The sequence below is a fragment of the Ancylobacter sp. Lp-2 genome (assembly GCF_020523795.1).
In the GTDB taxonomy this organism is placed as follows: Bacteria; Pseudomonadota; Alphaproteobacteria; order Rhizobiales; family Xanthobacteraceae; genus Ancylobacter.
In genome coordinates this window covers 359282-384853 of the sequence record NZ_JAJALI010000004.1, presented here as the reverse complement: position 1 = coordinate 384853, position 25572 = coordinate 359282, and the positions used below count along the sequence as shown (strand labels likewise).

The window sequence follows — 25572 nt, the reverse complement described above, 5'->3', positions numbered from 1 at the left end:
CATGGCACGCATCGAACTCGTCGATCTCGCCCACGCCTACTGGACCCATGCGCGCCCCGCCGAATACGCGTTGAAGCCGATGACCACCACATGGCGGCAGGGCGGCGCCTATGCGCTGCTCGGCCCCTCCGGCTGCGGCAAGACCACCCTGCTCAACATCATCTCGGGGCTGGTGACGCCGTCGCAGGGGCAGGTGCTGTTCGACGGCGTCGACGTGACCAACCTGCCGACCGAGCGCCGCAACATCGCGCAGGTGTTCCAGTTCCCGGTCGTCTACGACACGATGACCGTGTTCGAGAATCTCGCCTTCCCGCTGCGCAATCGCGGGCTGGACAGCCGGGCCGTGGACGCGCGGGTGAGGGAGATCGCCGGCCTTCTCGATCTCACGCCCGACCTCAATCGCCGCGCGCGGGGCCTCGGGGCCGACGCCAAGCAGAAGATTTCGCTCGGCCGTGGCCTGGTGCGACCGGATGTGGCGGCGGTGCTGTTCGACGAGCCGCTGACCGTCATCGACCCGGCGCTGAAATGGGAGCTGCGCTCCAAGCTCAAGGCGCTGCATCGCGCGCTCGACGTCACCATGATCTATGTGACGCACGACCAGACCGAGGCGCTCACCTTCGCCGACACGGTGGTGCTGATGCATGACGGTGGCATCGTGCAGGCGGGGCGGCCGGACGAGCTCTACGACCGGCCCCGGCACACCTTCGTCGGCCATTTCATCGGCTCGCCCGGCATGAATGTGCTGCCCGCCGCCGTGGACGGACTCGTCGCCAGGGTAGGGGACGCCCGCATATCGCTGGCGCGGCCCTACGCGCCGCCCAAGGCGGGTTCCAAGGTCGAGATCGGCATCCGGCCGGATCATCTACGGCTGGCCGCCTCGGGCGGGCACGCGGCCAAGCTCGAACGCATCGAGGATCTCGGCCGCGTGCGCTATGCGCGCCTGCTCTTCGAAGGGCACCGGCTGTCAGCGCTGGTGCCGGAGGGCGAGCCGCCGCCGACCGGGCCGGAGGTGCGCCTCGCCTTCGATGCCGCGCGCATCCACGTCTATGCCGACAACCTGCTGGTGGGCGAGCCATGACGAAAACCGTCGACAACCGTGCCTGGTTCCTCGTCTTGCCGGTGTTCGCGCTGGTGGCCTTCAACGCCATCCTGCCGCTGATGACGGTGGTGAACTATTCGTTCCAGGATTCTTTTGGCAACAACCAGTTCTTCTGGAACGGCATCGGCTGGTACCAGGAATTGCTGGACCCGACGAGCGAGCTGGGCGGACGCTTCTTCGCGGCGCTCGGCCGCTCGGCGGCCTTCTCGCTGGCCATCCTCGCCATCGAGGTGCCGCTCGGCATCCTCGTGGCGCTGTGCATGCCCCGCAGCGGGACGCAACTCGCCATCGGCCTCGTCATCATGGCGCTGCCGCTGCTGGTGCCGTGGAACGTCGTCGGTACCATCTGGCTGCTGTACACCCGCAGCGACATCGGCCTGTTCGGCTGGCTCATCAACGCGGTCGGCATCGACTTCAACGCCACCCGCAACGCGGCGCAGGCGTGGATCGTGCTCATCGCGATGGATGTGTGGCACTGGACCAGCCTGGTGGCGCTGCTGTGCTTCGCCGGCCTCAAGTCGATCCCGGACGCCTACTACCAGGCGGCGCGCATCGACGGCGCCTCGCGGCTGGCGATCTTCCGCTACATCGAGCTGCCGAAGCTCGGCCGGGTGCTGATGATCGGCGTGCTGCTGCGCTTCATGGACAGTTTCATGATCTACACCGAGCCCTTCGTGGTGACGGGCGGTGGTCCCGGCAATTCCACGACCGTGCTCTCCATCGACCTCGTGAAGATCGCGCTCGGGCAGTTCGACCTCGGCAAGGCGGCGGCGATGTCGATCGTCTACACCCTCATCGTCCTGACGGTGTGCTGGGTCTTCTACACCGTGCTCGTCACCCGCGACAGCCAGGAGGCCCAGCCATGAGCCGCCGGATCATCTTCTATGCCTATCTCGTCTGCCTGATGCTGCCACTTTACTGGCTGATCAACCTGTCGTTCAAGGGCAATGTCGAGATCTCGACGACGATGACCCTGTGGCCGATCGAGCCGACGCTGCGCAACTACGCCATCATCTTCACCTCACCCGAATGGTTCGACGGCTTCCTGTTCTCGCTGAGCTATGTGGCGCTGAACACCATCATCTCGATCAGCGTGGCGCTTCCGGCGGCCTATGCCTTCTCGCGCTACTGCTTTCTCGGCGACAAGCACCTGTTCTTCTGGCTGCTGACCAACCGCATGGCGCCGGCGGCGGTGTTCGCCTTGCCCTATTTCAACCTCTACTCGTCGATCGGTCTGTTCGACAGCGTGTGGGCCGTGGCGCTGGCGCATTGCATCTTCAACGTGCCGCTGGCGGTGTGGATCCTCGAGGGGTTCATCTCCGGCGTGCCGCGCGAGATCGACGAGACCGCGCGCATCGACGGCTATTCCTTCCCGCGCTTCTTCGTGCGGATCTTCATGCCGCTGATCGCCAACGGTATCGGCGTCGCCGCCTTCTTCTGCTTCATGTTCTCCTGGGTCGAACTGCTGCTCGCCCGCACCTTGACCAACAGCAAAGCGATCTCGTCGATCATGACGCGGTCGGTCTCCGCCTCCGGCATCGACTGGGGCCTGCTGGCGGCGGCCGGCGTGCTGACGCTGATCCCCGGGGCACTCGTCATCTGGTTCGTGCGCAACCACATCGCCAAGGGCTTCGCCCTCGGGCGGGTTTGAGGAGGCCGGCATGGAAGGGTTTCTCGCGCATCTGTCGGAAGGCACGGCCTGGATGGCCTGGACCTGGCAGACCGGCCTGTTCTTCATCGCCCTGGCGCTGACGCTGACGCTGATGACATGGCTGGCCGCGGCGCGGCCGGAAGCACCGCGCGTCGGTGTCCTGCATTTTCCGACGACACGCGGCGACCGGCTGTTTCTGGCGCTGCTGGGCGCCGCCTTCATCCATCTCGCCTGGATCGCCCTGGTCGGGGGAGAGCTCGGCTGGGCCTCCGGCCTGTCGCTGATCTGGGCGCTGGCGGTGTTCCGCCTGGTGTGAAGGGCATCCGGTCCCGGAACGAAAGCGGCTGGCATGTGCGCCCGGTGCCAGCCGAACAGAGAGCGGCGCGTTATCCGGCAGGAAGGAAACGACCATGAAAGGCCTATCACGCGTTTCGATGGCGACCCTCGCCATCGCCCTCACCGTGCCACTCGCCGCGCCTGTCCGTGCTGACGAGGCGGCTGCGAAGAAGTGGATCGACGCTGAGTTCCAGCCCTCGACGCTGTCGAAGGAGGACCAGCTGAAGGAACTGCAGTGGTTCATCAAGGCAGCCGAGCCCTTCAAGGGCATGGAGATCAACGTCGTCTCCGAGACCATCACCACGCATGAATACGAGGCCAAGACCCTCGCCAAGGCGTTCTCGGAAATCACCGGCATCAAGCTCACCCACGACCTCATCCAGGAGGGCGACGTGGTGGAGAAGATCCAGACGCAGATGCAGTCGGGCAAGAACATCTACGATGCGTGGGTGAACGACAGTGACCTGATCGGCACGCATTTCCGCTACAAGCAGGCGGTGCCGCTCACCGACTGGATGGCCGGCGAGGGCAAGGACGTCACCTCGCCGACGCTGGACCTGCCGGACTTCATCGGCACCTCCTTCACCACCGCGCCGGACGGCAAGCTCTACCAGCTGCCCGACCAGCAATTCGCCAACCTCTACTGGTTCCGCTACGACTGGTTCACCAATCCGGACCTCAAGGCCAAGTTCAAGGCCAAGTATGGCTACGAGCTCGGCGTGCCGGTGAACTGGTCGGCCTATGAGGACATCGCCGAGTTCTTCACCAACGACGTGAAGGAGATCAACGGCGTCAAGGTCTATGGCAACATGGACTACGGCAAGAAGGACCCCTCGCTTGGCTGGCGCTTCACCGATGCCTGGCTGTCCATGGCCGGCAATGGTGATCGCGGCCTGCCCAACGGCAAGCCGGTCGACGAATGGGGCATCCGCATGGAGGGCTGCCGCCCGACCGGCTCCACCGTGGAGCGCGGCGGCGACACCAACGGCCCGGCGGCGGTGTACTCGATCGTCAAGTACATCGAGTGGCTGAAGAAATACACGCCGCCGCAGGCGCTGGGCATGACCTTCTCCGAGGCCGGACCGGTGCCGGCGCAGGGCAATATCGCCCAGCAGATGTTCTGGTACACCGCCTTCACCGCCGACATGGTGAAGCCCGGCCTGCCGGTGATGAACGCCGACGGCACGCCGAAATGGCGCATGGCCCCCTCGCCGAAGGGCGCCTACTGGAAGGACGGCATGAAGCTCGGCTACCAGGACGTGGGTTCCTGGACGCTGCTGAAGTCGACCCCGGTGGAGCGTCGCAAGGCGGCCTGGCTCTATGCGCAGTTCGTCACCTCCAAGACGGTGTCGCTGAAGAAGAGCCATGTCGGCCTGACCTTCATCCGCGAGAGCGACATCTGGTCGCCGTCGATGACCGAGCGGGCGCCCAAGCTCGGCGGCCTGGTCGAGTTCTACCGCTCGCCGGCGCGGGTGCAGTGGTCGCCGACCGGCAACAACGTGCCGGATTATCCGAAGCTGGCGCAGCTGTGGTGGCAGAACATCGGTGACGCCTCCTCGGGGGCCAAGACGCCGCAGGCGGCGATGGACTCGCTGGCCGAGGCGCAGGAATCGGTGATGGCGCGTCTGGAGAAGTCGGGCGTGCAGGGCGACTGCGGTCCGAAGCTGAACGAGAAGCATCCGATGGAGTACTGGGTGGAGCTCGCCAAGAAGGAAGGCAACCTGGCGCCGCAGCCCAAGCTCGCCAATGAGAAGCCCAAGGGCGAGACCGTCGACTACGACGCCCTCATCAAGTCCTGGCCCGCTACACCGCCGAAGGGTAACTGAGCCGCGGGAAGGGTATCCTTCGGGAGCGGGGCCGGATCAGGCCCCGCTCCAGCCTGTTGCACGGAAGTTCTCGCCGCCGCACGGGCGAAAGATCGGCAGACCGCCCCAGCATTGGAATGGGAGCTGGCGCCAGGCCTGATCAGGCGGAATGGTCGGCCGCCCTGCCGGACGGCCGACCATTGGTGGCGAACCTCATGCGGCGGCGAAGAGCGACGCGGGCGCGTGCGTGAAGCGCGCCAGCGCCTCGGGATCGAGGTCGACGCCGAGGCCCGGCCGGTCGGGAATATGCAGCTTGCCCTCGTCGTCGAGAATGAACGGCTCGGCGACGATGCCGTCGACATAGGCGCTGCCGCCGATGAACTCGACGAGGTCGCAATGCGGCAGCGCGGCGGCGAGTTGAAGATCGGCGGCCAGCCCCAGCGCGGTGTTCCAGCCATGGCCGACATAGCGCAGGCCGAAATCGTCGGCGAGCCAGGCGATGCGCCGCTGCTCGCTGAGGCCGCCAACCTTGGTCACATCCGGTTGCACGATGTCGAGGGCGCCGGTGGAGAGCCAGGGGACGAAACTCTGCCGGCGGGTGAGCACCTCGCCGCCGGCGATCGGCACCGGGCTCGCCCGGCGCAGCGTCCGGAACCCTTCCAGCGCATCCGGCCGCAGCGGCTCCTCGAACCAGCCTACATCGTAGTCGCGTAGCATTTGCGCGGTGTTGAGCGCCCATTTCAGCCCTTGCGGCCAATAGGCGTCGGAGGCTCCGGCGTCGACGAAGAGCTGGGCATCCGGCCCCGCCGCCTCGCGGGCGGCCCGCACGATCGCCTCGTCGAGCTTCGTGCTGCCGCGCCGGCCGAAGGGCCCCCAGCCGATCTTGAAGGCCTTGAAGCCGCGCGCGCGATGCGGGCCGATGACGTCGGCCATGCGCTCGGGCTCCTCCATCAACAGCGAGCAATAGGGCGTGACGCGGTCGCGATAGGTGCCGCCGAGCAGCCTCCCCACGGGCTGGCCGAGGCTTTTGCCCAATATGTCCCACAGGGCGATGTCGATACCGCTGATCGCATGGGTGAGGCTGCCGCCGCGCCCCATCCAGAAGCTGTTCTGATGCAGCTTTTCGGTGACGCGTTCAGGCTCGAGGGCGTTCTCGCCGCGCCAGAGCGGCTCGAGCACGTCGACGGCGGCCTGGACGAGCCGCCCGTCGGTGAACACGCTGCCATGACCGGTGATGCCTTCTTCCGTGTGCACGGCGATCAGCGCGTGGACGGAATCCTCCGGTTTGATCTCGGCCGACCAGCCGCCCTTCGGGCTTTCGCCGAACAGGGGGGCGACGGCGATGGAGCGGATGGTCACTTTCGGCAAGGCGATGTCGGACATGGAGATCACTCAGGACTTTCGATCAGGCGACGACCAGCCACGCCGCGACCAGTGCTCCAGCCGGCGCACGAGAAGGGCGGCAGGAAAGCCGACGGAGAAATAGAGAATGGCGGTGACGGTATAGACGGTGAAGTATTGGTAGTTGCGCGCGGCAACGATCTGCCCGGAGAACATGAGTTCCTGCACCGTGACCACCGATGCCAGCGCCGTATCCTTGAACAGGGCGATGAGATAGTTGCCGAGCGCCGGCAGGACCATGCGGAACGCCTGCGGGAAGATGATCTTGATGAAGGTGATGGTGCGGCCGAGCCCCAGGCTTTGCGCCGCCTCATACTGGCTTTTCGGCACCGCCTGAATGCCTGAGCGATAGACCTCGCTCATGAAGGCGGAGTAATTCACCGTGAGGCCGATGATCGCCGCCGTGACCGGCTCCAGCCGGATGCCGGCGCTGGGCAGCACGTAGTAGATATAGATGAGCTGCAGGATCAGCGGCGTGGCCCGGATGAACTCGACATAGAAATCCGCCGGCCAGCGGATCCAGCGCCGCGGCGAAAGCCGTGCCAGCGCCAGCGGAACGGCGAGCCCCCCTGCCAGGAGGATGACGACGAGGGTGAGGAAGGTCGTCATGGCAAGGCCTTGCAGGAAGACCGAGCCGTATTCGTCGACGACCGAGAGATCGAGAAGGTTCATGACGCAACCTGCTGCGGAAGCCGGAAGGGACGTGCGGGATCAACGCCCCGCGCGTCCGCTGACCGAGCCCGGCGGCTGTCAGAGCGGGAAGAAGAACAGGTTGCGGTTGGTGAGCCCGTACGTCTTCAAGATCGCCGTGGCCTGACCATTGCCGCGCACCTCGGCGAGGCCCTGAGTGAAGGCGACGCGCAACGAGCAATCGTCCTTGCGTAGCGCGTAGCGGGCATAGCCATAGCCGTATTTGAAGATGAGCTCGTCCGGGATCGCGACGTTGGCGACGATCTCGATCGGCGTCGAACCGTTGGCCTTCATGAACTCGATGATCTTCACGTCGTCGTCGAGAATGGCGTCGACGCGGGCGGTGGAAATCGCCGCGAATTCCTCGGCGTCGGTCTGGAAGGCCGTCACGGCAACGCCGATCTTGCGCAGATATTCATCGGCCGCCGAGCCGGCGATGGCCCCGACCTTCTTGCCCTTGAGGCCCTCGAAGGAGGTAATGCCCGCCGGGTTGCCCTTCGCCACGACGATGGCCGGGCCGTACCACCACGCCGGACCGGAGAAGGACACCGCCTTGAGCCGGTCCGGGGTGACGTGGATATTGGCGGAGACGACGTCGATACGCTTGGCGAGCAAGGCCGGGATGAGCTGGCCGAACGGCATCACCTCATATTTGAACGTGGTGACACCGGCCCATTTCAGCGCCGCCTCCACCAGCTCGATGTCGAGCCCGCCCGCCTTCTTGGTCGCCGGATCGAGAGAGGAGTAGGGCGGCGAGGGCGAGAAGCCGAGAGTCACGCCTTCGGTCTTCGCGCGGGCGAGAGAGCTATCGCCGCAATTGTCGAACAGCGGCGGCGCCTCGAACTGGAATTCCTGCGCGCTCGCGCTGACGCTGACGACAGCCGCGAGCACGGCCGCCAATACGGTCCTGAGCATGCCATTCTCCTGGTCTCTGGAAGGGTCGATCTGTGCCGACGAAAAAATATTATTTAATATGCGCCGCCTGTCCAGATGCGCCGCCTTGTTTGGCTAAAAAATATGATTTAAATGAATCCTGTGGACATGATCGCAGGCCGATGGGCGGCAAGGCCCCCATGCGCGGCGTAGGCTATCGTGTCCGGTAGGGATGGCCCCAAGCCTGCCTATCGCCAAGCGGCCGCAACGACAGAAGACGGAGAGCGCCAGTGACGGAGCGCCCATCGACGCCACGCCAGCGCCCCGAGGCCGAAGCCGCGCCCGGTGAGGCGCGCGCGCCCCGTCCGGTGCGCCCGTCCGGCTATCGCATCAGCGGCGTGCAGGGCCATGTGATCACCGAGCTCGGCCGCGCCATCGTTTCCGGCCGTTTCGCGCCCGGCGAATTGCTGCCGCGCGAGCCGGACCTGATGGCGGAATTCGCGGCGAGCCGCCCCTCCCTGCGCGAGGCGCTGAAAGTGCTGGCGGCCAAGGGGTTGATCGAAATGCGCCAGAAAGTCGGCACGCGGGTGCGCCCGCGCGACCTGTGGAACACCTTCGACAGCGACGTGCTCGCCTGGCATTTCGGCGATGGGAACGGCTCCGCCGCGCTGCGCGACACCATGATGCGCGATCTGATCGAGCTGCGCCTGATGATCGAGCCCGCGGCCGCCCAGCTCGCTACCGGCCGGGCGACGATCGAGGACCTGCGTCGCATCCGGGCGGCGCTTCACGCCATGGAGGCGACGAGCGGCGATCTGACCGCCTATGCCCATGCCGACGTCGCCTTCCACATGGCGGTGTTCGCCGCGAGCCACAACGTGCTGCTCGGCAGCTTCGCCCATCTGGTCGCCGACTTCCTGCATCTGAGCTTTTCCATCCAGCAGCAGGCGCTGAAGGCGGACAAAAGCGTCGAGGACGACATCAGCCAGCATCGGGCGGTGTTCGAGGCGATTACCGGTGGCGAGGGGGAGGGGGCGGCGCGGGCCATGCGCGACGTGATCCTCGACGGCAAGGATTCGCTGCTCGCGGCGCTGAAGTGAGCGTGGCGCCGCTCGATCTTCTCGCGCTCGACTGGCCGCATGGCGCCCTGCGCGTGTCGCCGATGGGGGCGATGCTCACCGAGCTTGTCTTCCATCTGCCTGATGGGCCCTTCGCGCCCTTCGCCCGGCCACACTGGTCGCCGGACGATCCTTTGTTGGGCGCCTTGCCCGCCCATTTGCGTCATCTCGGCGCGGAGTTCGTGTGCCTGCCCTTTGGCGTCGGCGGGCCGCTCGACGGGATCGCGCCGGGCTGGAGCGAATTCGGCCTCGAACTCTGCAATGATCCTCCCCATGGCCTGGCCGCCAATGCCACATGGCGCGTGGAGGAGCAGGGCGCGGGTCACATCCGGCTGACGCTCGACTACCCGGCTGATCATGCGGTGCGGCGGCTCACCCGCACGCTCGCGGTGCGGCCCGACGCACCGGCGCTGGACCTCGAACTCGCGATCGAGGTGCGGCGCGTGACCCGTCTTCCGCTTGGCCTGCATCCCATCCTGTCGCTGGATGTCCCACCGGAAAGCCTGCACCTCCAGGCCCGTTTCCGCCGTGGCCTCACCTATCCGGCTATGGTGCCGGGCGGGGCGATGCGGGCGGCCATCGGCCGCGATTTCGCGACCCTTGCCGCCGTGCCGTCCCGTGCGGGCGGTGTCGTCGATCTGGCGCGCCTGCCAAAAGCCGAGCCCATGGAGGATGTGCTTCAGCTCTGCGATGTCGAGGGGGCGGTGGAGGCGATTTTCGCGGAACGCGGGGCGGTGCTGAGCCTCGATTGGGACCGGGATCTGCTGCCCTCGTGCCTGCTGTGGATCAGCGACCGGGCGCTGGCCGGCGCGCCCTGGGACGGGCGCTACCGTGGTCTCGGCATCGAGCCGATAGCGGCCTGCTTCGATTTCGCCGAAGCGGTGTCGCTGGCCGACAACCCGATTGCGTCCGCCGGCACGCCGACCTGTCTGGTGGCGACGCTGGAGCGGCCCGCCATCCTTCGCTACAGCCTCGCGGCGCGTCCGCTTCCCCGCGCCTAGAAGGTGGCGGACAGGCCGCCGTCGACGAGCAGGATCTGGCCGGTCACGTACCGCGCATCGTCCGAGCAGAGGAAGAAGGCCGGCCCGGCGATGTCCACCGGCGTGCCGGGTCGGCGCAGCGGAATGCGGCCGTGGCGGATATAGATGTCGCGGAACCAGTCGGTCTCGTGCTCATGGCCGCTGCCGTCCGGCAGTTGCGCCATCCGCGTATCGATGAAGCCGGGAGCCAGCGCGTTGACGACGATACCTTCCGCGCCGAGGTCGCAGGCAAGGGCGCGGGTGAAGTTGACCAGCGCGCCCTTGGCGGTTGCATAGGCGAGGGAATCGCGGGTGCCGCGCACGCCCTGGATCGAGACGATATTGAGGATGCGCCGGCCTGCGTCGGCCTTGCGCATGAGCGGCAGCAAGGCGAGCGTCACCCGGACGGCGCCATCCTGGTTGATGTCCATCACCGTGCGGTAATGGTCGAAGCTCATGGCGTCCACGCCGGCGGCGTCGAGGATGGCGGCATTGTTGACGAGGATTTCGCAGCGGCCATAGCGCTGCTCGACGGTCTGCGCCAGCGCCGCGATCGAGGCGGCATCGGCGATGTCGACGCGCAGCCCCAGCGCCTGCGGGCCGAGCTCGGCGGCGGCATGGAGCGCTTCCGCCTCGTCGATATCGGCCACGACCACCTGCGCGCCCTCGGCGGCGAAGCGCTCGGCAATGCAACGGCCAATGCCGCGTGCTCCGCCGGTGACGAGGGCGACGCGTCCCTCCAGGCGGCGGGCGGCGGGCAGGGCAGACAGGACCTCGGTGGACATGAGCGGTTCCAGCAATGACGGGCAGGGAAGTGTCGATATAAAATATGATATTTAGTGACGTCAATCGATCCTCACTCGGAGGAGAGCCAGGGTTCGCCGCGTGAGAATGACGATTTTCGGCCGATTTCTTCAAGCGCCGAATTGACCGGCAAAATTAAATATGATTTTTTTGCCTCAAGCCAAACGGCGCCAGATGGAGAACAGACGATGAATTGGATGTCGAGGGCAGTGGCCGCGTCGCTCACCACGCTTACCCTTCTCTCCTCGGCGGCGGCCGTCGCCCAGCCGAAGGGCGAGGTGCGCCTGCTCGCCTATGAGGGCTATGCCGATCCGGCCTGGGTCGAGGAATTCGAGAAGCAGACCGGCATCACCGTGAAGGTGACCTATGTCGGTGGCGTCGACGAGCAGATCGCGAAGATGAAGGCGTCGAACGGCAAGGACTACGACGTCGTCACCATCGATACGGCCAGCCTCAAGGCCTATGCCGACCAGAAGCTCATCGCCCCGATCGACAAGGCCAAGCTCACCAGCGCCGGCAATCTTCTCCCCGAGTTCCGGGACATGGCGAACGCCACCTTCGACGGCGCCACCTATGGCGTGCCGTGGGCGTGGGGTTCGCTCGGCATGGTCTATGACAAGAAGACCTTCCCCACCGCGCCGGAAAGCTGGGAGGTGCTGTGGGACCCGAAATACAAGGGCAAGGTCATCTCGCTCGACGACGCCAACAACGCCGTCAATTTCGGCGCCATCGTGCTGGGCATGAAGGACCCGTTCCACCTCACCGACGCGCAGTTCGCGCAGGTGAAGGACAAGCTGATCGCCCTCAAGCGCAACCTGCTCACCTATTTCGCCGGCTTCGACGAAGGCACCACCATCTGGACCGAAAACGACGTGGTGCTGATGTTCTCCATGGGAGAGCTCGCGGCCATCAACCTGCAGAAGAAGGGCTTCGATGTCGGCTACGCCATCCCGAAGGAGGGCGCCGTCGGCTGGCTCGACAATCTCACGGTCAGCGCGGGCACGTCTAACCCCGACGCCGCCTATGCCTGGATGAACTTCGTGCTGCAGAAGAAGATCGGCGCCGACATGGCGAAGAAGTTCGGCTACGGCTCGACCACCGACGCCCCCGAGGGGATGGATTACGCCAGCCGCCTGATCTGGGCGGACAATCCCGAGGACTACACCCGCCGCCAGGCGATCTGGAACGAGGTCAAGGCGGCCGAATAGCCGCCGCCTCCGACAGGGCCGGCCCGACGGGCCGGCCGTGACCTCGGGCGGCATCCGGATGCCGCCTCCCTCGACCGGATGACGGAACGACACGCGTGCAGCCTCTCCTCCATCTCAACAACGTCTCGAAACGCTATGGCGCGGTGCGCGTGCTCGACGGCATCGACATCACCGTGGCCGACAACGAATTCCTCACCATCCTCGGGCCTTCCGGCTCTGGCAAGACCACCATCCTGCGCATTATCGGCGGCTTCGAGGGGATCGACGGCGGAAGCCTGATGTTCGAGGGGCGCGACCTCTCCGCCGTGCCGATCAACCGGCGCCCCTTCAATACGGTCTTCCAGGACTACGCGCTGTTCCACCACATGACGGTCGCCGAGAATGTCGGCTATGGCCTGAAGGTGCGCGGGCGCCCGAAGGCGGAGATCGCCGCCCGTGTCGCCGAGGTGCTGGACACGGTGGGGCTGGGCACCCTCGGCGGACGCTATCCCGCGCAAATGTCCGGCGGCCAGCGCCAGCGCGTGGCACTGGCCCGCGCCATCATCTGCGAACCACGGCTCATTCTCCTCGACGAGCCGCTGTCCGCCCTCGATGTCGAATTGCGCGCGCAGATGCAGCGCTTCCTCAAATCGTTGCAGCGCCGGCTCGGCATCGCCTTCGTCTTCATCACCCACGACCAGGAGGAGGCGATCGCGCTGTCCGACCGCATCATCGTGGTCAATCGCGGCCGCATCGAGCAGGAAGGCGCGCCCGAGGAACTCTATCGCCGCCCCCGCACGCCTTTCACCGCCTCCTTTCTCGGCGACAACAACCTGATTCCGGGAACGCTGGCCGCGATCGACGGCCGGCTCTGCACGGTCGATACCGCCGCCGGGCGCCTCGACGCGACCGTCGACGGGCCGGCACCGGCGCCGGGAAGTGCCGTGCTGGTGGCGGTGCGCCCCGAGCATGTCCGGCTGGACGCCGATCCGGCCGCCCCGCACGGGATGTCAGCCGAAGTGGCGGATGTGCGCTTCCTCGGGGCCAATGTGATGATCGAGCTGTTCAATCCCGCGCTGCCGGGAGCCGTGATCAAGGTGCGCCGCCTTGCCGATGGTTCGGTCGCCGGGCTTCGGCCGGGAGCATCCGTCAGGCTCGGCTGGGCGGCCGACGATGCTGCTCTGCTGCAGGTGGCACCGTGAGGACGGGCGCGATGAACACCTCCCTTCGACGCGACCGACAGGACCTCCTGCGCGCCGGCCTCGGCCATGCGCTCAATCTCGGCCTGCCGCTGCTCTTCGTGGTGATCCCGATCCTGTCCTTCGTGGTGGTGAGCTTCTGGACGCTGCAGGACGGGCAGATCCTTCTCATCCCGACACTCGCGAACTACCGCGCCTTCTTCACCGAGGGCAGCTACCTGCCCGTCTATCTGCAGACGGTCGGGCTGTCGCTTCAGGTCACGCTGGTGAATGTGGCGCTCTCCACCGCCATCGCGCTGTTCATCTTCCGCCGCACCCCGCGCATGCGCTTCCTGATCCTGATGAGCTTCATGCTGCCACTGTTCATGAGCTACATCATCAAGGTCTATTCGATCCGCTCCATTCTGGGGCAGCGCGGGTTGCTGAACGAGGCCATGCTGGGGCTCGGGCTGATCGATCAGCCGATCGAGGCGCTGCTGTTCTCGCGCACCGCCATCTTCATCGCGCTGGCGGTGCTGTACCTGCCCTATGCGATCCTGCCGATCTATCTGGCGCTGGATCGCATCCCGGCGAACTATCTCGCCGCCAGCGCCGACCTCGGCGCCACGCCGATGCAGACGCTGCGCGCCGTCGTCCTGCCGCTCGGGCGGCCGGGCATCGCGGCGGGCGCCGTGTTCACCTTCATCCTCACCTTCGGCGATTTCGTCACGCCGCAAATGGTGGGTGGCACCCAGGGCTTCACCTTCGGACGCATCGTGTTCAGCCAGTTCGGCCTTGCGCTCAACTGGCCGCTCGGCTCCGCTCTCGCCGTCATCCTGCTCGCCACCACGCTGCTCGCGGTGGCACTCGCCGGCCTGAGCCTCCGGCGGGAGCATGTGCGATGAAGCAGAAGGCGCCGTTCCTCGACGCTCTGCTCGGCCTCGTCGCCGGGATTGGCCTCATCGCGCTCTACGCTCCGCTGTTGGCCACCGCGGCGCTCTCCTTCTTCCAGATCGTGCGGGTACGCGGCACGCTCGGCTTCGCGCCTTTCTCGCTCGATCCCTATGTCGCCCTGCTCGCCAATGGCGAGATCCTCGCGGCGCTCTCGACCTCGCTCGTCGTGGCGACGGTGTCGAGCCTGCTGGCGCTGGTGCTGGCGCTGATGTTCGCCTTCTACTTCGTCTCGGCACGGCGCGGCCTCGGCATCGCCATGCAGACCATGGTGTTCCTGCCGTTCCTGCTGCCGCCGATCATCACCGGCCTCTCGCTGCTGATCGCCTTTCGCGAGATCGATCTCGGTCGCGGGCTGGTGACCATCATCATCGCCCATGTCGTCTTCATCGTGCCGGTGGTGTACCGCACGGTGCTGGTGCGCCTGCAATTGCTGGGCAGCAGCCTCACCGAGGCCTCGCTCGATCTCGGCGCGTCGCGGGTGCAGACACTGCGCTACGTGATCCTGCCGCAGATGCGGCCGGCACTGATTTCCGGCGTCCTCTTGGCCTTCGCCATCTCCTTCGACGAGACGCTGATCACCCTCTTCGTCGCGGGATCGCAGACCACGCTGCCGATCCGGCTGTGGGCGATGATGCGGGTCGGCTTCGTCCCGGAGATCAACGCCCTGGCGACGCTGATCTTTCTGTGCACCGCCGCCATCACCTTCGCCATCGGACTGATGCAACGCGCCGGCGAGCGGGTCTGACACCCCACGCCGGCCGCCCGCCCCAACATCCTGCTTTTGAGAGAAGACGCGTCCCATGAAGATCGAAGCCGTCGATTTTTTCTATCTGGCCATGCCCGAGATCACCACCGCGGCGGATGGCAGCCAGGACGCGCTCGTCGTGCGCGTCTCGGCCGGCGGCCATGTCGGCTGGGGCGAGTGCGAAGCGGCTCCGTTGCCTTCCATCGCCGCGTTCGTCTGCCCGATGTCGCATGGCGCCTGCCAGCCGGTCCAAAACGCCGTGCTCGGCCAGAGGCTCGACGGGCCGCAGGACATCGCCCGCATGGCCGCGCAGGTCGAATATGACAGCATGGACCTGCTGCAGGCCGCGCACACCTGGTCGGGCATCGAAATGGCGCTGTGGGACCTGCTCGGCAAGGCACGCGGCGAGCCGGTCTGGAAGCTGCTCGACTATGACCGTTCCTGCCGCAAGACGCCTTACGCCTCGCAGCTTTTCGGCGACACGCCGCAGGAGACGCTGGAGCGCGGCCGGCGCTCGCGCGCCGAAGGATTCCGGGCCGTGAAGTTCGGCTGGGGTCCGATCGGGCGCGGCGCGCTGGCGGTGGATGTCGACCATTTCGTCGCCGCTCGCGAGGGGCTGGGCACGGACGGAATCCTCCTCGTCGATGTCGGCCAGATCTTCGGCGAGGATGTCGAGCGGGCGGCGGAGCGCCTTCCGGCCCTCGAGGCGGCACGCGCCACCTGGCTGGAGGAGCCGTTCGCGGCCAGCGCCTATGGTGAATATGCCGCGCTCGCCGCGCGTAGCACGGTGAAGATGGCCGGCGGCGAAGGCGCCCACAATTTCCACATGGCCCGCAACCTCATCGATTTCGGCGGCATCGGTTATGTGCAGATCGATTGCGGGCGCATCGGCGGCATCGGCCCGGCCAAGCGGGTGGCCGACCATGCGCGTGCCAAGGGTGTCACCTATGTGAACCACACCTTCACCTCGAACCTCGCGCTGAGCGCCTCGCTCCAGCCCTTCGCCGGCGTCGCCGAGGCGACGCTCTGCGAATTTCCGGTGGCGCTGCAGCCGCTGGCGGTGGAGTTGACGGCCAACCATATCGAGCGCGACGGCAATGGCGAGATCGCGGCGCCCGAGGCGCCGGGTCTCGGGGTCGAGATCGACCCTGCCGCGCTGGAGCGATACAGGGTCGACGTGGAAATCTCCGTCGGGGGCCGGACCCTGTTTCGCTCGCGCGCCGGGGACGATGCCGGCACGGCCGGTGCATCTGCGATGCCTGTGGCATCCTGAGGCAAGGGGAGGGGCGGACGATGACCAGCGAACCGGCCTCCTCGCGCCCGACCTTCCGGGTCGCCGCCCAAACCGGGGACGCGCTCGGCGAGTCCCCGCTCTGGCATCCTGCGGATGGCCACCTCTACTGGCTCGACCTAGCTCTCGCCCGCCTGCACCGCATGGACAGCGAGGGGAAGGTCGAGACCCGCCGGATCGATCGTCCGCCGCCGCTGGGGGCCATCGTGGCCGGAGAGGGGGCCGGCCGCCTCGTGCTGAGCGCCTCCGACGGCCTGTGGCGTTACGACTGGGCGGCTGACGGCATGGAACCGCTCTGCCATCCCGAGGTGCATCGCAGCGGCATCGGCTATAACGATGCCAAGCTCGACCGGTGGGGACGCCTGTGGATCGGCACCAGCGATCTCGCCGAGCGCGATCCACGGGGCGCGCTGTGGTGCTGGGCGCCGGGATCGCCTCCCGTGCTGGCGGATAGCGGCTTCACCGTGGTCAACGGACCGGCCTTCTCGCCGGCTGGCGACGTGCTCTATCTCAGCGACAGTGTTGGACGGCGGATCCTCGCTTATGACCTCGCGCCCGATATCGTCGGGCTCAGCAACCGCCGGGTTTTCGCCGAAATGGCGATCGATGAGGGATATCCCGACGGATTGACCGTCGACGCCGACGGCGGCGTCTGGGTGGCGCATTGGGACGGCTGGCGGATCACCCGCTTTGGTCCGGATGGCGAACGGGGGCTCGTGATCCCGCTGCCGGTGCCGCGCCTCACCAGCCTGGCCTTCGGAGGGCAGGGTCTGGCGGTGCTTTTCGCGACGAGTGCGCGGCTGGAGCTTACAACTCCCCTGTTGGAAGCGGCCCCGCTCTCCGGCTCGCTTTTCGCCCTGCAAACGGGCTTCGTGGGGATCGCCGAGAAGACGTTCGGGGGCTGATGAAAATCCCCGGCAGCGGCGCTGCGATGACGGCCGGTCATTCCCGCGCGGAAGCGTGGGGCGCGTTCCCTTGATTGAAAGCGATATCAACGATTTGAGGCGTTGGTAGCTCCGCTTTGGCCCGCGCGCCGCTTCCGAGCAGAGCCGCGAACACCCGGACGGCGGCCGTATCGGCAGGCTGATGCCGATGCGCACCTCAGACGCTCTTCCTGGTGCCGCGCTCGCCCGCCTCGGCTTGCCGGGCGAGGCCGCCGCCATCGGCTTGCGTTGCAGCGTTCCCGGCGGTTTGTGCTTCCGCCCGGCCTTCCCACCCGCCATTCGCGACGGAGGCCCCGTCCTGCGGAGCCGCGTGGCGCGGTGCGTCGACGACGAAGACAGGAACGTGCCGGGCAAATCCCTTCAGCGGCCGCGCTTCCAGTTCGGTGAGGGCGACGGCGGTGCCGACCGCGCGCGCCACCATGCGGTCGGCGAGGATTTCCCGGTCCTTGGCGCTCGCGCACAGCCGGGAGGCGAGGTTCACCACATGGCCCACCGCCGTGTAGTCGAGGCGGCCGCCAGAGCCGATCCGCCCCACCGTCGCCGGCCCCATCGCCAGCCCGACGCCGAAGCCGAGCTCGTGCCCCGCCGCGCGCCAGTCGACCAGCAGTGCCTGAACGCAGTCCTGCATGGCCCGCGCCATGGCGACGGCGCGCAGTGCCGGGTCCGGGCAGGCGACCGGCGCGTTCACCAGCGCCATGATGCCGTCGCCCGAGAAGCTGGTGAGCGTCGCCTCATGCGTGGCGATCACCTGTTCCATCGCGTCATAATAGGTGCCGAGCACGCTGATGATGGCCTCCGGCTGCGCCTGCGCGGCGAAGGCGGTGAAGCCCCTGAGGTCGCAGAACACCGCCACCACCTCGACGCGGCGCCCGTCGAGCACCCGTTCGTCGCCGCTCCGCTCGATCAGTTCGGCGACCTGCGGAGCGAGGAAGCGTTTCAGCCGGCTGATCCTCTCCGAGCGCTCCTGCGAGACGGCGAGCTCGCCGGCCATGTGATTGAAGCGTCCCGCGAGGCGTTCGAGCTCGTCGCCGGTGGCGATTTCGATGCGATGGTCGAACTGGCCGGCGCCGATGCGGGCGACGCCGTCCTCCAGCAGGCGGATCGGCCCGATCATGCGCTGCGACAGCCAGTAGGCGAGCAGCGCGGCCAGCAGGGTACCGGCGACCAGCAGGATGCCGGTCCGCCACAGCGCCGCATAGATCGGCCCGAACGCCTCGGCCACCGGCTGTTTCACGATGACGCTCCATTCCACCATGGGGATCGGCGCCATCGCCGCCATCACCGCGTCGCCCTTGGTGTCGCGGCCGGCGATGGCCTGGCCCGGCTGCGCCAGAATGGCGGAGCGCAAGAGCTGCAGCGGCCGGGCGGAGGCGTCGTCGGCGCGCAGCACCAGGCTGATGTCGGGATGCGCCACCAGCCGCCCCGGCGCGTCCAGCACGAAGGCTTCCCCGGTTCGGCCGACCTGAATGGCGGAGATGATGTCCCAGATGAATTTGAGGTTCACCTCGGCGATCGCCACGCCCGCCGCCGAGCGGTTGCCGGCCACCGCGACGGTCATGAACGGTTCCGAGCCGTCCTGAAAGATCACCGGGCCGTACCAGGCCCCCTGGGCCGTCGCCCCGAGCGCCGCCGGATCGTCGGCATGGTCCTCGCCGCTCTCGACGCGGTTCAGGCCGATGCGCGAGACGAACAGGCGCTCCCGGCCGGCGGCATCGACGAGGCGCAGGCTCATGACGGGCGGCACCTGGCGCAGCAGGCGCAGCGCGTCGAGCCGGCGCCGCTCGTCGGTACCGGCCGACCACGGCAATTGCACCATCCATTCCAGCTGGTCGCCGATCCCCTGCAGGAAGTACTGGATCTTGAAGGCCGCGAGCCGCGCCTCGGAATCCAGCAGGTCGCTCAGCCGGTCGCGCTGGTCGCGATAGCCGAACCAGGCCTCGCTGCCGCCGGCGACCAGCAGCGGCCCCACCGCCGCCGCGAACAAAGCGAGGAAGTATTTCGTGAACAGCGAGGCACGGGGGGAGGCGGGTCGTTCGGTCACCATCAGGCCCCTTCCGTCGGCCTCCCGGCGGGTCCGCCGCCTCGCCGGCGGGCGCGACGGGCGGTTCGGCCTATTCGATCACCATGTCGGCGCTGCCCAGCAGCGCCGGCGGAACGGCCAGCCCCAGTGCCTGCGCCGCCTTGAGATTGATGAACAGCTCCACCTTGGTGACGCGCTGCACCGGCAGATCGCCCGGCTTCTCGCCCTTGAGGATGCGGCCGGCATAGATGCCGGTATGGCGGTGCGATTGCCGGAAGTCGCCGCCATAGCTCATCAATCCGCCGGCCAGCGGAAAGTCGCGCGACTGGGTGATGGTCGCGACGCCGTGCTGGGCGGCGAGCTCGGCAAGCTGCCGGCTGCGATAGGTGAAATAGGGATCGGAGGTGAAGACCAGCCCGCCGGCGCCGATGGCGCGGGTCGCGGTGAACAGCTCCTCGAAGGCATCCGACGTACTGGCGTGCAGCACCCGCAGCTCGACGCCGAGCGTGGCGGCGGCGGCATCGAGATTGGCCAGCTGGGATTTCACCGTCGGGCTGGTCGGATTGGCCGCGATCGCGAAGAGCGTCGCCTGCGGGAACAGTTCGCGCATGAATTCCAGCCGCTTGCGCGAGACCTCGACGTTCAGGCTGGTCACCCCGGTCATGTTGCCGCCCGGCTGGGCGAGGCTGGCCACCAGGCCGAGCGCCACCGGGTCGCCGCCGAGCTCGAACACGATCGGGATGCTGGTGGTGGCCGACTTCGCCGCCAGCGCCACTTCCGCGCCGCCCGGCGCCACCATCACCGTCACCCCTGCGGCCGCGAGTTCCTTCGCCAGCGCCGGCAATTGGCGATACTGCCCATCCGCCCAGCGAAACAGCATCGAGACGTCGCGGCCCTCGACATAGCCGGCCTCGGCGAGGCCCTGGGCGAAGGCGCCGAGGCGGCTGGCATAGCGCTCCGGGCTCTCGGAGCCGAGATAGCCGATCACCGGCAGGCTGGAGGATTGCGCGCGCGCGGAAGTCATCGCCGCCGGCAGGGCGCAGATGGCGAGCATCGAGGTGAGGACGTCGCGGCGGCGCAGAGTAGCCGGCGCTGGGTGGACGCCGAGGGGCTGCGATACGAACTCGTCAGGGCCTGCGACCGGCATGGCTGCCACCGCGCTTAGCGGAACCTAGCTTCATTCGGGCGCCGGGGATTGTAGCCGCACCGGCACGGCGGCGGAAGACGTCGATGCCTGTCCGCACGACGTAGCGTCACATCGCCGAATGTGCCGGCCGTCGCCGACCCCTACGCTGCCACCGGCCCGCCCGATCTGCTATGATGACCCTGGAAAAGCTGCGCTGGGCAGGCCATGTCCCGTATTGCGTTCGCAGAGTCTCCCGCCGGAAGACCGGCAAAAGCGGCCCTTGCTGCCTGGGCGGACCGCGTGTCCGCCTGTCCACCCTGCCGGGGATGGGCGCGCGCCGGCCGGTTCCTCTTTGCCTACGTCTCGAAGATATGATCGGCATTTTCGATTATATCTGGCGGAACAGCCGGCGCGAGCAGGTGAAGATCCTGCTCATCGTCTGCCTGTCGCTGCCGTTCTATTATCTGTCGCTCGATCTTCCCAAGTACATCATCTCCGACGCCTTGCAGGGGAGGGCGTTTCCCGCCGGGCAGGAAACCGCCCGCCTGTTCCACCTCACGCTGAACCTGCCGGCGGCGCTTGGCGGCCCGCATACGCTCTTCGAGGGCGTGTGGCTCGACCGGATCTCCTATCTCTTCGCTCTGTCCGGCATCTTCCTGCTGCTGGTGCTGATCAACGGCGCCTTCAAATACGTCGTCAACATGCGCAAGGGCGCGCTGGGCGAGCGGCTGCTGCAACGCCTGCGCTTCGACCTGTTCTCGGCGCTGCTGGGCTTCCGGCCGGAGGCGTTCCAGCGCATCAAGCCCTCCGAGGCGGCGACCGTCATCAAGGACGAGGTCGAGCCGATCGGCGGCTTCGTCGGCGATGCCTTCGTCCAGCCGGTGTTTCTCGGCGGGCAGGCGCTGACCGCGCTGGTGTTCATCCTGGTGCAGAATCTCTGGCTCGGCCTGATCGCGCTGGGCATGATCCTGGTGCAGGGCACGGTCATTCCGCGGCTGCGACGCGAGCAGATTCGCCTCGGGCGCCAGCGGCAGGTCGTGTCGCGCGCCTTCGCCGGCAAGATCGGCGAGGTGGTGGAGAGCATCGGCGAGATCGCCAATCACGGCACTTCCGCCGTCGAGAAGAGCCAGGTGGCGCAGCGGCTGGATCATCTCTTTGGCATCCGCTACCGGCTCTATGAGCGCAAATTCGCGGTCAAGATGCTCAACAACCTCTTGGCGCAGATCACGCCCTTCCTGTTTTACGCGGTGGGCGGGTTCTTCGCGCTGACCGGGCGCCTCGATCTCGGCCAGCTCATCGCCGTCATCGCCGCCTATCGCGATCTGCCGCCGCCGGTGAAGGACCTCATCGACTGGGACCAGCAGCGGCTCGACGTCGAGGCGAAGTTCCAGCAGGTGGTGGAGCATTTCGGCCTGAAGGGGGACGATTTCACCCGCCCGCCGGCCGCGGCGCACGGCGAGGTGGTCGCTCTGCCCGTGCAGGAGGGGGCCATCGTGGCGCGCGGGCTCACCGTGGTGACCCCGACCGGCGATTGCGTGCTGGACCATCTCACGCTGTCCCTGCCGATGCAGCGGCACATCGCCCTGTCGGGAGAAGCCGGCGAGGGGGCCGGCATCCTCGCCCAGCTGCTGGGCGGCGGGCTGACCGCCCGCGACGGCACGCTGACGCTGGCCGGCGTGCCGCTGACGTCCCTGTCCCGCGAGGCGCGGGGGCGCCTCATCACCTATGTCGGTCCCGAGCCGGTGGTGCTCGACGGCAGCCTACGCGACAACATCCTTTACAGCCTGCGGCGCGTGGCGGCCGGGGAGGGCGGCGGGCTCGGCTGGGACGTCGATCCCGCCCGCGCCGCGGCCGCCGACGACGCCGAGCTGTCGGGCAAGTTGCTGGCGGTGCTGCGGATCGTCGGGCTGGCCGAACCGGTGTTCCGGCTCGGCCTCGCCCGCAAGCTGGATGTCGAGACGCCCGGCGAGATCGTGCGGCGCATCTCCGAGCTGCGCGGGCGCATCCGCGAGGCGCTGGCCGCGCGAGGCGCTGGCGCGGCGATCGAGCCCTATGCGCCGGAGCGCTACATCCGCAACGCGACCATCGGCGAGAACATCCTGTTCGGCGTGCCGAACGACCCCGCCCTTGTCGGCGCCGACCTCGCCGGCCACGCGCCGATCCGCCGCCTGCTCGCCGAGCTGGGCCTGATGGCGCCGCTGGTCGCGATCGGCCGGCGGATGGCGGCGACGATGGTCGAGATCTTTCGTGACCTGCCGCCCGGCCACGTGCTGTTCGAGCGGTTTTCCTTCATCGATACCGAGGATTTTCCCGGCTATCGCGAGCTGCTCGGCCGGCTCGAGGCCGACGCCGCGCTCGACGGCGATGCCACGCGGCTTCTTGGCCTAGCCTTCCTCTATGTCGAGCCGCGCCATCGTCTCGGCCTACTCGATGGCGACATGGAGAGGCACCTGCTGGCGGCGCGGGCGGCGTTCCACGCATGGGCCGATTCCGCGTCGGACACGTCGATCGCCTTCTACGACCCTCGGCAATACTGCGCCACCGCGCCGTTGCGCGACAATCTGCTGTTCGGAGCGGGCGCGCCGGATGTCGCCGACGCGGTGATCCGCGAAACACTGGAGGAGCTCGGTCTCGACGACGATGTCTATCAATGGGGCCTCGAACAGCCGGCGGGCTATGCCGGCCGGCTGCTGTTCCCGGCGATGAAGGCCCAGCTCGGTCTGGCGCGCGGCCTCATCAAGCAGCCCGAGCTGCTGATCCTCAACCATGCCTTCGGCGCCTTCAGCCGCACCGAGGCGCAGCAGATACTCAGTCGCATCCGCGCCGCCATGGCCGGCCGCACGCTGGTCGTAGCCGGCAGCGATCTGAGCGGCGATCCCGGCTATGACCTGCATGTGGTCTTCGAGGGCGCGCGGCTGGCCACCCTGCGGGACAAGGCGGGCGCGGTGGTGCCCCCCGAGGTTCCGCTGTCCGCCGAAGAGGTTGCCGCGGGCGCCGGCGTCTCGCCCGAGCGCGAGGAGGAGATCCGCGCCCTGCGCTCGGTGTCGATCTTCGCCGATCTCGACACGGCGCAGCTGAAGCTGCTCGCCTTCACCAGCGAGCGCGTCGGCTTCGCGGCCGGCGACGTCCTGTTCCGCCAGGGCGACGAACCCGACGTCGCCTATGTCTTGCTGTCGGGAGCGGCTGAAATCCTCATCGAGGCCGATGGCGGCCCGCCCCTGCACACCTCGGCGGTCGCCCATCACGCCATCATCGGCGAGATGGGGCTGGTGACCGGCGATCCCCGCTCGGCGACGGTCGTCGCCACCACCTCGATCGAGGCGCTGCAGCTGCGCCAGGAGGTGTTCCTGGCGCTGCTGGCCGAGTTCCCGCCCATGGCGCTGTCGGTGATGCGGCTCATGGCCCGGCGCCTCCAGGGCAATCTCGCCGCCATGCGCGAGCGCGAGCGCGAAGGCGGCTGACCGTCCCCCGCACGGCCCATGCCTCGGTTAGGCGCCGCCGCCTCGGTTGAGCCGCCCCCCGCGATGGGCGAGCTCCATGTGATTTCCATAGGTGTTCGGCAGGCGGTTGCCCGGCAGGTTCGCGGCGAGGATCAGTTCTTCCGCCAAGCCGGCGGCGATGGTGATGTCGAGCAGCATGGTCTTCGAGGTGATGCGCCACATGTCGTAGCTTTCGTCGAAGCCGCAGCCCGCGGCCTTGAGGTGGGCGACGGCGGGCGCCAGCAGCAGCAGGCGGGGCCGGTCGAAGCGATAGCAGCTCCCCTCATAGGCATAGCCATAGGCGATGATGATCGACATCTGGTCGCCGCCCAGCGGCAAGGTACCCAGCTGATCTTCCGCCTTGTGGGCCTGGAGGCGCAGGACGATGCCGGGCCGATCCATCGCGACGACCGGGTCGAACGGTATGTCGGCGAAATTGTAGTTGGCATTGAGCTGCACGCCGTAGAGCAGGATCTCGTTGGGCCGGTAGACGGGTGGTTCCGGCGGGGCCGGCGTGTTTTCCGACAGCATGGTGGTCGCTCCTTCGTTGTTCCCGAACCGATGTGCGATCCGTTCCTTTCAAGGCGTTGAGAGCCACTGCATTTGTTCCGGCGCCTGCAGCACGCCGCGCCAGGCGAAGCAGGCTTCGAAGCGGTCGGCAAAGCGGCGGGCCGCGCCCGTCTCGGCGGTGCGGACCAGCGCCTCGGCGGCATCCGCATAGGTCAGCTGCGTGGGATCCAGCCGCCGCCACGACCCCAGCAGCGTGTCGCCGAGAACATCCCGCGCTTCCTCCAGCGCCGCCTTTGCCGCGAAATGGCGCCGCTCATAGTCGACCAGCGACGCGGAGAATTCCTGTTCGAGCTGTTCTTCCGACAATTCGCTGCGCAGGTTCCAGAAGCGGCGCGGATCGAGATCGGAGAGGCCGCGCTCGAAGAGCAGCAGCTGGTAGATCTCGATCAGCGTGTCGAACAGCGCGCCAGCGAAGGGCTTGGAGAGGTCGTGCACTTCGGGGCCGACATCCGCCATCTTCAGCGAATGGTTGAAGCGCCGCACCTCCTTCTCATCGCTCAATTCGGCGAAACGATCGAACTCGTTGGTGAGCAGCAGATTGCCGCGGGTGCGCCGGAGGATCAGGTCGAGCGCGATATCGAAATGCAGCAGGCTGAGCAGCGCGATGAAGTCGGAGACCGCCTCGTGATAGGCGAAATAGTCACGCGGCGGCTCGCGACGCGGCACGCCCATGGCGCCGAACAGCACGAGATGCCCGACCTCGTGGGCCACGGCGTCGAAGTTGAGGGCGAAAGGTTGCGGATCGCTGCGGACCCGCTCCTCGCCGAGTTCGAGAAACCCGAAGCCGGATTGCGCATTGTCCCAGTCGATCTGCGGCACGATCTCCAGCCGTTCCTGGGTCGGCTGGAAGAACCAGGGGATTTCCTCGCCCCAATAGCTTTCGCAAATGTCGAGCACGCGCCGCACGCAGGCGAAGACATGCGCAGCCTGGAACTCCCGCGTGCCGACCGGCAGCTGGTCGAAGTGCCCGTCCGGCCCGGGCGGGACGGGCGGGCAGGCGGGGCCCCGATAGGGCGGGAGATAGGGGTACTGGTAGGGGAGCTTCACGCCGACGGGATCGACGACATACATGCGCCGGTCGGCCGGTCCGGCGGTCACGCCGCCGAGCGGTGTTGAGATCCATACGCTCTCGGGCCGCTCATAGCCGGGAATGAAGGATGGCTGGGGAAAGACAAGGAAGCGGGTGCCGAGCCGCGCGGCGTCCGCACGTGTCGTCGCTCGCCCTGCGTTCCCGCCATACATGGTCGGTCTCCACCCAGCGTTGCGCAGCCTGTCACGCTAT

22 protein-coding genes are annotated in these 25572 nt (G+C 67.5%); 14 read left to right on the top strand and 8 right to left on the bottom strand.

Annotated elements, in window-relative coordinates:
* The first annotated feature begins 1 nt into the window (after position 1).
* The 5 genes from LGR54_RS13210 to LGR54_RS13190 all read left to right on the top strand — a co-directional run bounded on the left by LGR54_RS13210 (position 2) and on the right by LGR54_RS13190 (position 4912).
* Entirely contained in the window at positions 2 to 1078 is a 1077-nt protein-coding gene (locus LGR54_RS13210) for an ABC transporter ATP-binding protein (RefSeq protein ID WP_230362416.1), read from the top strand.
* A complete protein-coding gene (locus LGR54_RS13205; RefSeq protein WP_230362415.1) occupies positions 1075 to 1965 on the top strand; it encodes a carbohydrate ABC transporter permease in 891 nt (296 codons plus the stop codon). Before LGR54_RS13210 ends, LGR54_RS13205 begins: the two co-directional genes overlap by 4 nt.
* Positions 1962 to 2750, top strand: a complete 789-nt coding sequence (locus LGR54_RS13200; RefSeq protein ID WP_230362414.1) for a carbohydrate ABC transporter permease — start codon at positions 1962 to 1964, stop codon at positions 2748 to 2750. Before LGR54_RS13205 ends, LGR54_RS13200 begins: the two co-directional genes overlap by 4 nt.
* 10 nt (positions 2751 to 2760) lie before the next feature.
* Complete coding sequence (locus LGR54_RS13195; protein WP_230362413.1) at positions 2761 to 3066, top strand: DUF2160 domain-containing protein; 306 nt, start codon at positions 2761 to 2763, stop codon at positions 3064 to 3066.
* A 118-nt stretch (positions 3067 to 3184) separates the two neighbouring features.
* Positions 3185 to 4912 carry an ABC transporter substrate-binding protein gene (locus tag LGR54_RS13190; RefSeq protein ID WP_230362513.1) on the top strand — a complete coding sequence of 576 codons (1728 nt, stop codon included), beginning with the start codon at positions 3185 to 3187 and terminating at the stop codon, positions 4910 to 4912.
* Positions 4913 to 5104: 192 nt separating this feature from the next.
* On the opposite strand, the gene LGR54_RS13185 is transcribed toward LGR54_RS13190, so the two are convergent.
* The 3 genes from LGR54_RS13185 to LGR54_RS13175 all read right to left on the bottom strand — a co-directional run bounded on the left by LGR54_RS13185 (position 5105) and on the right by LGR54_RS13175 (position 7897).
* A complete protein-coding gene (locus LGR54_RS13185) occupies positions 5105 to 6274 on the bottom strand; it encodes a mandelate racemase/muconate lactonizing enzyme family protein (RefSeq protein ID WP_230362412.1) in 1170 nt (389 codons plus the stop codon).
* A 9-nt stretch (positions 6275 to 6283) separates the two neighbouring features.
* Positions 6284 to 6964 (bottom strand): amino acid ABC transporter permease, encoded by a 681-nt coding sequence (locus LGR54_RS13180; protein ID WP_214007489.1) that lies wholly within the window; start codon positions 6962 to 6964, stop codon positions 6284 to 6286.
* 78 nt (positions 6965 to 7042) lie between these two features.
* Positions 7043 to 7897 carry a transporter substrate-binding domain-containing protein gene (locus LGR54_RS13175; protein ID WP_230362411.1) on the bottom strand — a complete coding sequence of 285 codons (855 nt, stop codon included), beginning with the start codon at positions 7895 to 7897 and terminating at the stop codon, positions 7043 to 7045.
* A 248-nt stretch (positions 7898 to 8145) separates the two neighbouring features.
* On the opposite strand from LGR54_RS13175, the gene LGR54_RS26035 reads away from it, so the two are divergent.
* Both LGR54_RS26035 and LGR54_RS13165 read left to right on the top strand, forming a co-directional pair.
* On the top strand, positions 8146 to 8955 hold the full coding sequence (locus tag LGR54_RS26035) for a FadR/GntR family transcriptional regulator (protein WP_230362410.1): 810 nt from the start codon (positions 8146 to 8148) through the stop codon (positions 8953 to 8955).
* A gap of 2 nt (positions 8956 to 8957) precedes the next feature.
* Positions 8958 to 9974, top strand: a complete 1017-nt coding sequence (locus LGR54_RS13165; RefSeq protein ID WP_230362409.1) for a hypothetical protein — start codon at positions 8958 to 8960, stop codon at positions 9972 to 9974.
* On the opposite strand, the gene LGR54_RS13160 is transcribed toward LGR54_RS13165, so the two are convergent.
* On the bottom strand, positions 9971 to 10777 hold the full coding sequence (locus tag LGR54_RS13160) for an SDR family NAD(P)-dependent oxidoreductase (RefSeq protein WP_230362408.1): 807 nt from the start codon (positions 10775 to 10777) through the stop codon (positions 9971 to 9973). The genes LGR54_RS13165 and LGR54_RS13160 overlap by 4 nt on opposite strands.
* A gap of 207 nt (positions 10778 to 10984) precedes the next feature.
* On the opposite strand from LGR54_RS13160, the gene LGR54_RS13155 reads away from it, so the two are divergent.
* From LGR54_RS13155 to LGR54_RS13130, 6 genes are all read left to right on the top strand, one after another.
* A complete protein-coding gene (locus LGR54_RS13155; protein WP_230362407.1) occupies positions 10985 to 12004 on the top strand; it encodes a PotD/PotF family extracellular solute-binding protein in 1020 nt (339 codons plus the stop codon).
* 95 nt (positions 12005 to 12099) lie between these two features.
* Positions 12100 to 13185: an ABC transporter ATP-binding protein gene (locus LGR54_RS26030; protein WP_230362406.1), complete on the top strand. Its 1086-nt coding sequence runs from the start codon at positions 12100 to 12102 to the stop codon at positions 13183 to 13185.
* An 11-nt stretch (positions 13186 to 13196) separates the two neighbouring features.
* The gene (locus LGR54_RS13145; protein ID WP_230362405.1) at positions 13197 to 14066 is read left to right on the top strand and encodes an ABC transporter permease; all 870 of its coding nucleotides are present in this window, start codon (positions 13197 to 13199) and stop codon (positions 14064 to 14066) included.
* On the top strand, positions 14063 to 14860 hold the full coding sequence (locus tag LGR54_RS13140) for an ABC transporter permease (protein WP_230362404.1): 798 nt from the start codon (positions 14063 to 14065) through the stop codon (positions 14858 to 14860). Before LGR54_RS13145 ends, LGR54_RS13140 begins: the two co-directional genes overlap by 4 nt.
* 55 nt (positions 14861 to 14915) lie before the next feature.
* Positions 14916 to 16133, top strand: a complete 1218-nt coding sequence (locus tag LGR54_RS13135) for a mandelate racemase/muconate lactonizing enzyme family protein (protein ID WP_230362403.1) — start codon at positions 14916 to 14918, stop codon at positions 16131 to 16133.
* 20 nt (positions 16134 to 16153) lie between these two features.
* Positions 16154 to 17056 carry an SMP-30/gluconolactonase/LRE family protein gene (locus tag LGR54_RS13130; protein WP_230362402.1) on the top strand — a complete coding sequence of 301 codons (903 nt, stop codon included), beginning with the start codon at positions 16154 to 16156 and terminating at the stop codon, positions 17054 to 17056.
* A gap of 196 nt (positions 17057 to 17252) precedes the next feature.
* On the opposite strand, the gene LGR54_RS13125 is transcribed toward LGR54_RS13130, so the two are convergent.
* Both LGR54_RS13125 and LGR54_RS13120 read right to left on the bottom strand, forming a co-directional pair.
* Positions 17253 to 19139, bottom strand: a complete 1887-nt coding sequence (locus LGR54_RS13125) for an adenylate/guanylate cyclase domain-containing protein (protein ID WP_230362401.1) — start codon at positions 19137 to 19139, stop codon at positions 17253 to 17255.
* Positions 19140 to 19206: 67 nt separating this feature from the next.
* Positions 19207 to 20196, bottom strand: a complete 990-nt coding sequence (locus LGR54_RS13120) for an ABC transporter substrate-binding protein (protein ID WP_370638202.1) — start codon at positions 20194 to 20196, stop codon at positions 19207 to 19209.
* A gap of 416 nt (positions 20197 to 20612) precedes the next feature.
* Between LGR54_RS13120 and LGR54_RS13115 the strand changes: the two genes are divergently transcribed.
* Positions 20613 to 23702 (top strand): cyclic nucleotide-binding domain-containing protein, encoded by a 3090-nt coding sequence (locus LGR54_RS13115; protein ID WP_230362400.1) that lies wholly within the window; start codon positions 20613 to 20615, stop codon positions 23700 to 23702.
* A 27-nt stretch (positions 23703 to 23729) separates the two neighbouring features.
* Here LGR54_RS13115 and LGR54_RS13110 read toward each other — a convergent pair whose 3' ends face one another.
* Both LGR54_RS13110 and LGR54_RS13105 read right to left on the bottom strand, forming a co-directional pair.
* Complete coding sequence (locus LGR54_RS13110; RefSeq protein ID WP_230362399.1) at positions 23730 to 24251, bottom strand: hypothetical protein; 522 nt, start codon at positions 24249 to 24251, stop codon at positions 23730 to 23732.
* 48 nt (positions 24252 to 24299) lie between these two features.
* Positions 24300 to 25532 carry a hypothetical protein gene (locus tag LGR54_RS13105; RefSeq protein ID WP_230362398.1) on the bottom strand — a complete coding sequence of 411 codons (1233 nt, stop codon included), beginning with the start codon at positions 25530 to 25532 and terminating at the stop codon, positions 24300 to 24302.
* Positions 25533 to 25572 lie beyond the last annotated feature (40 nt).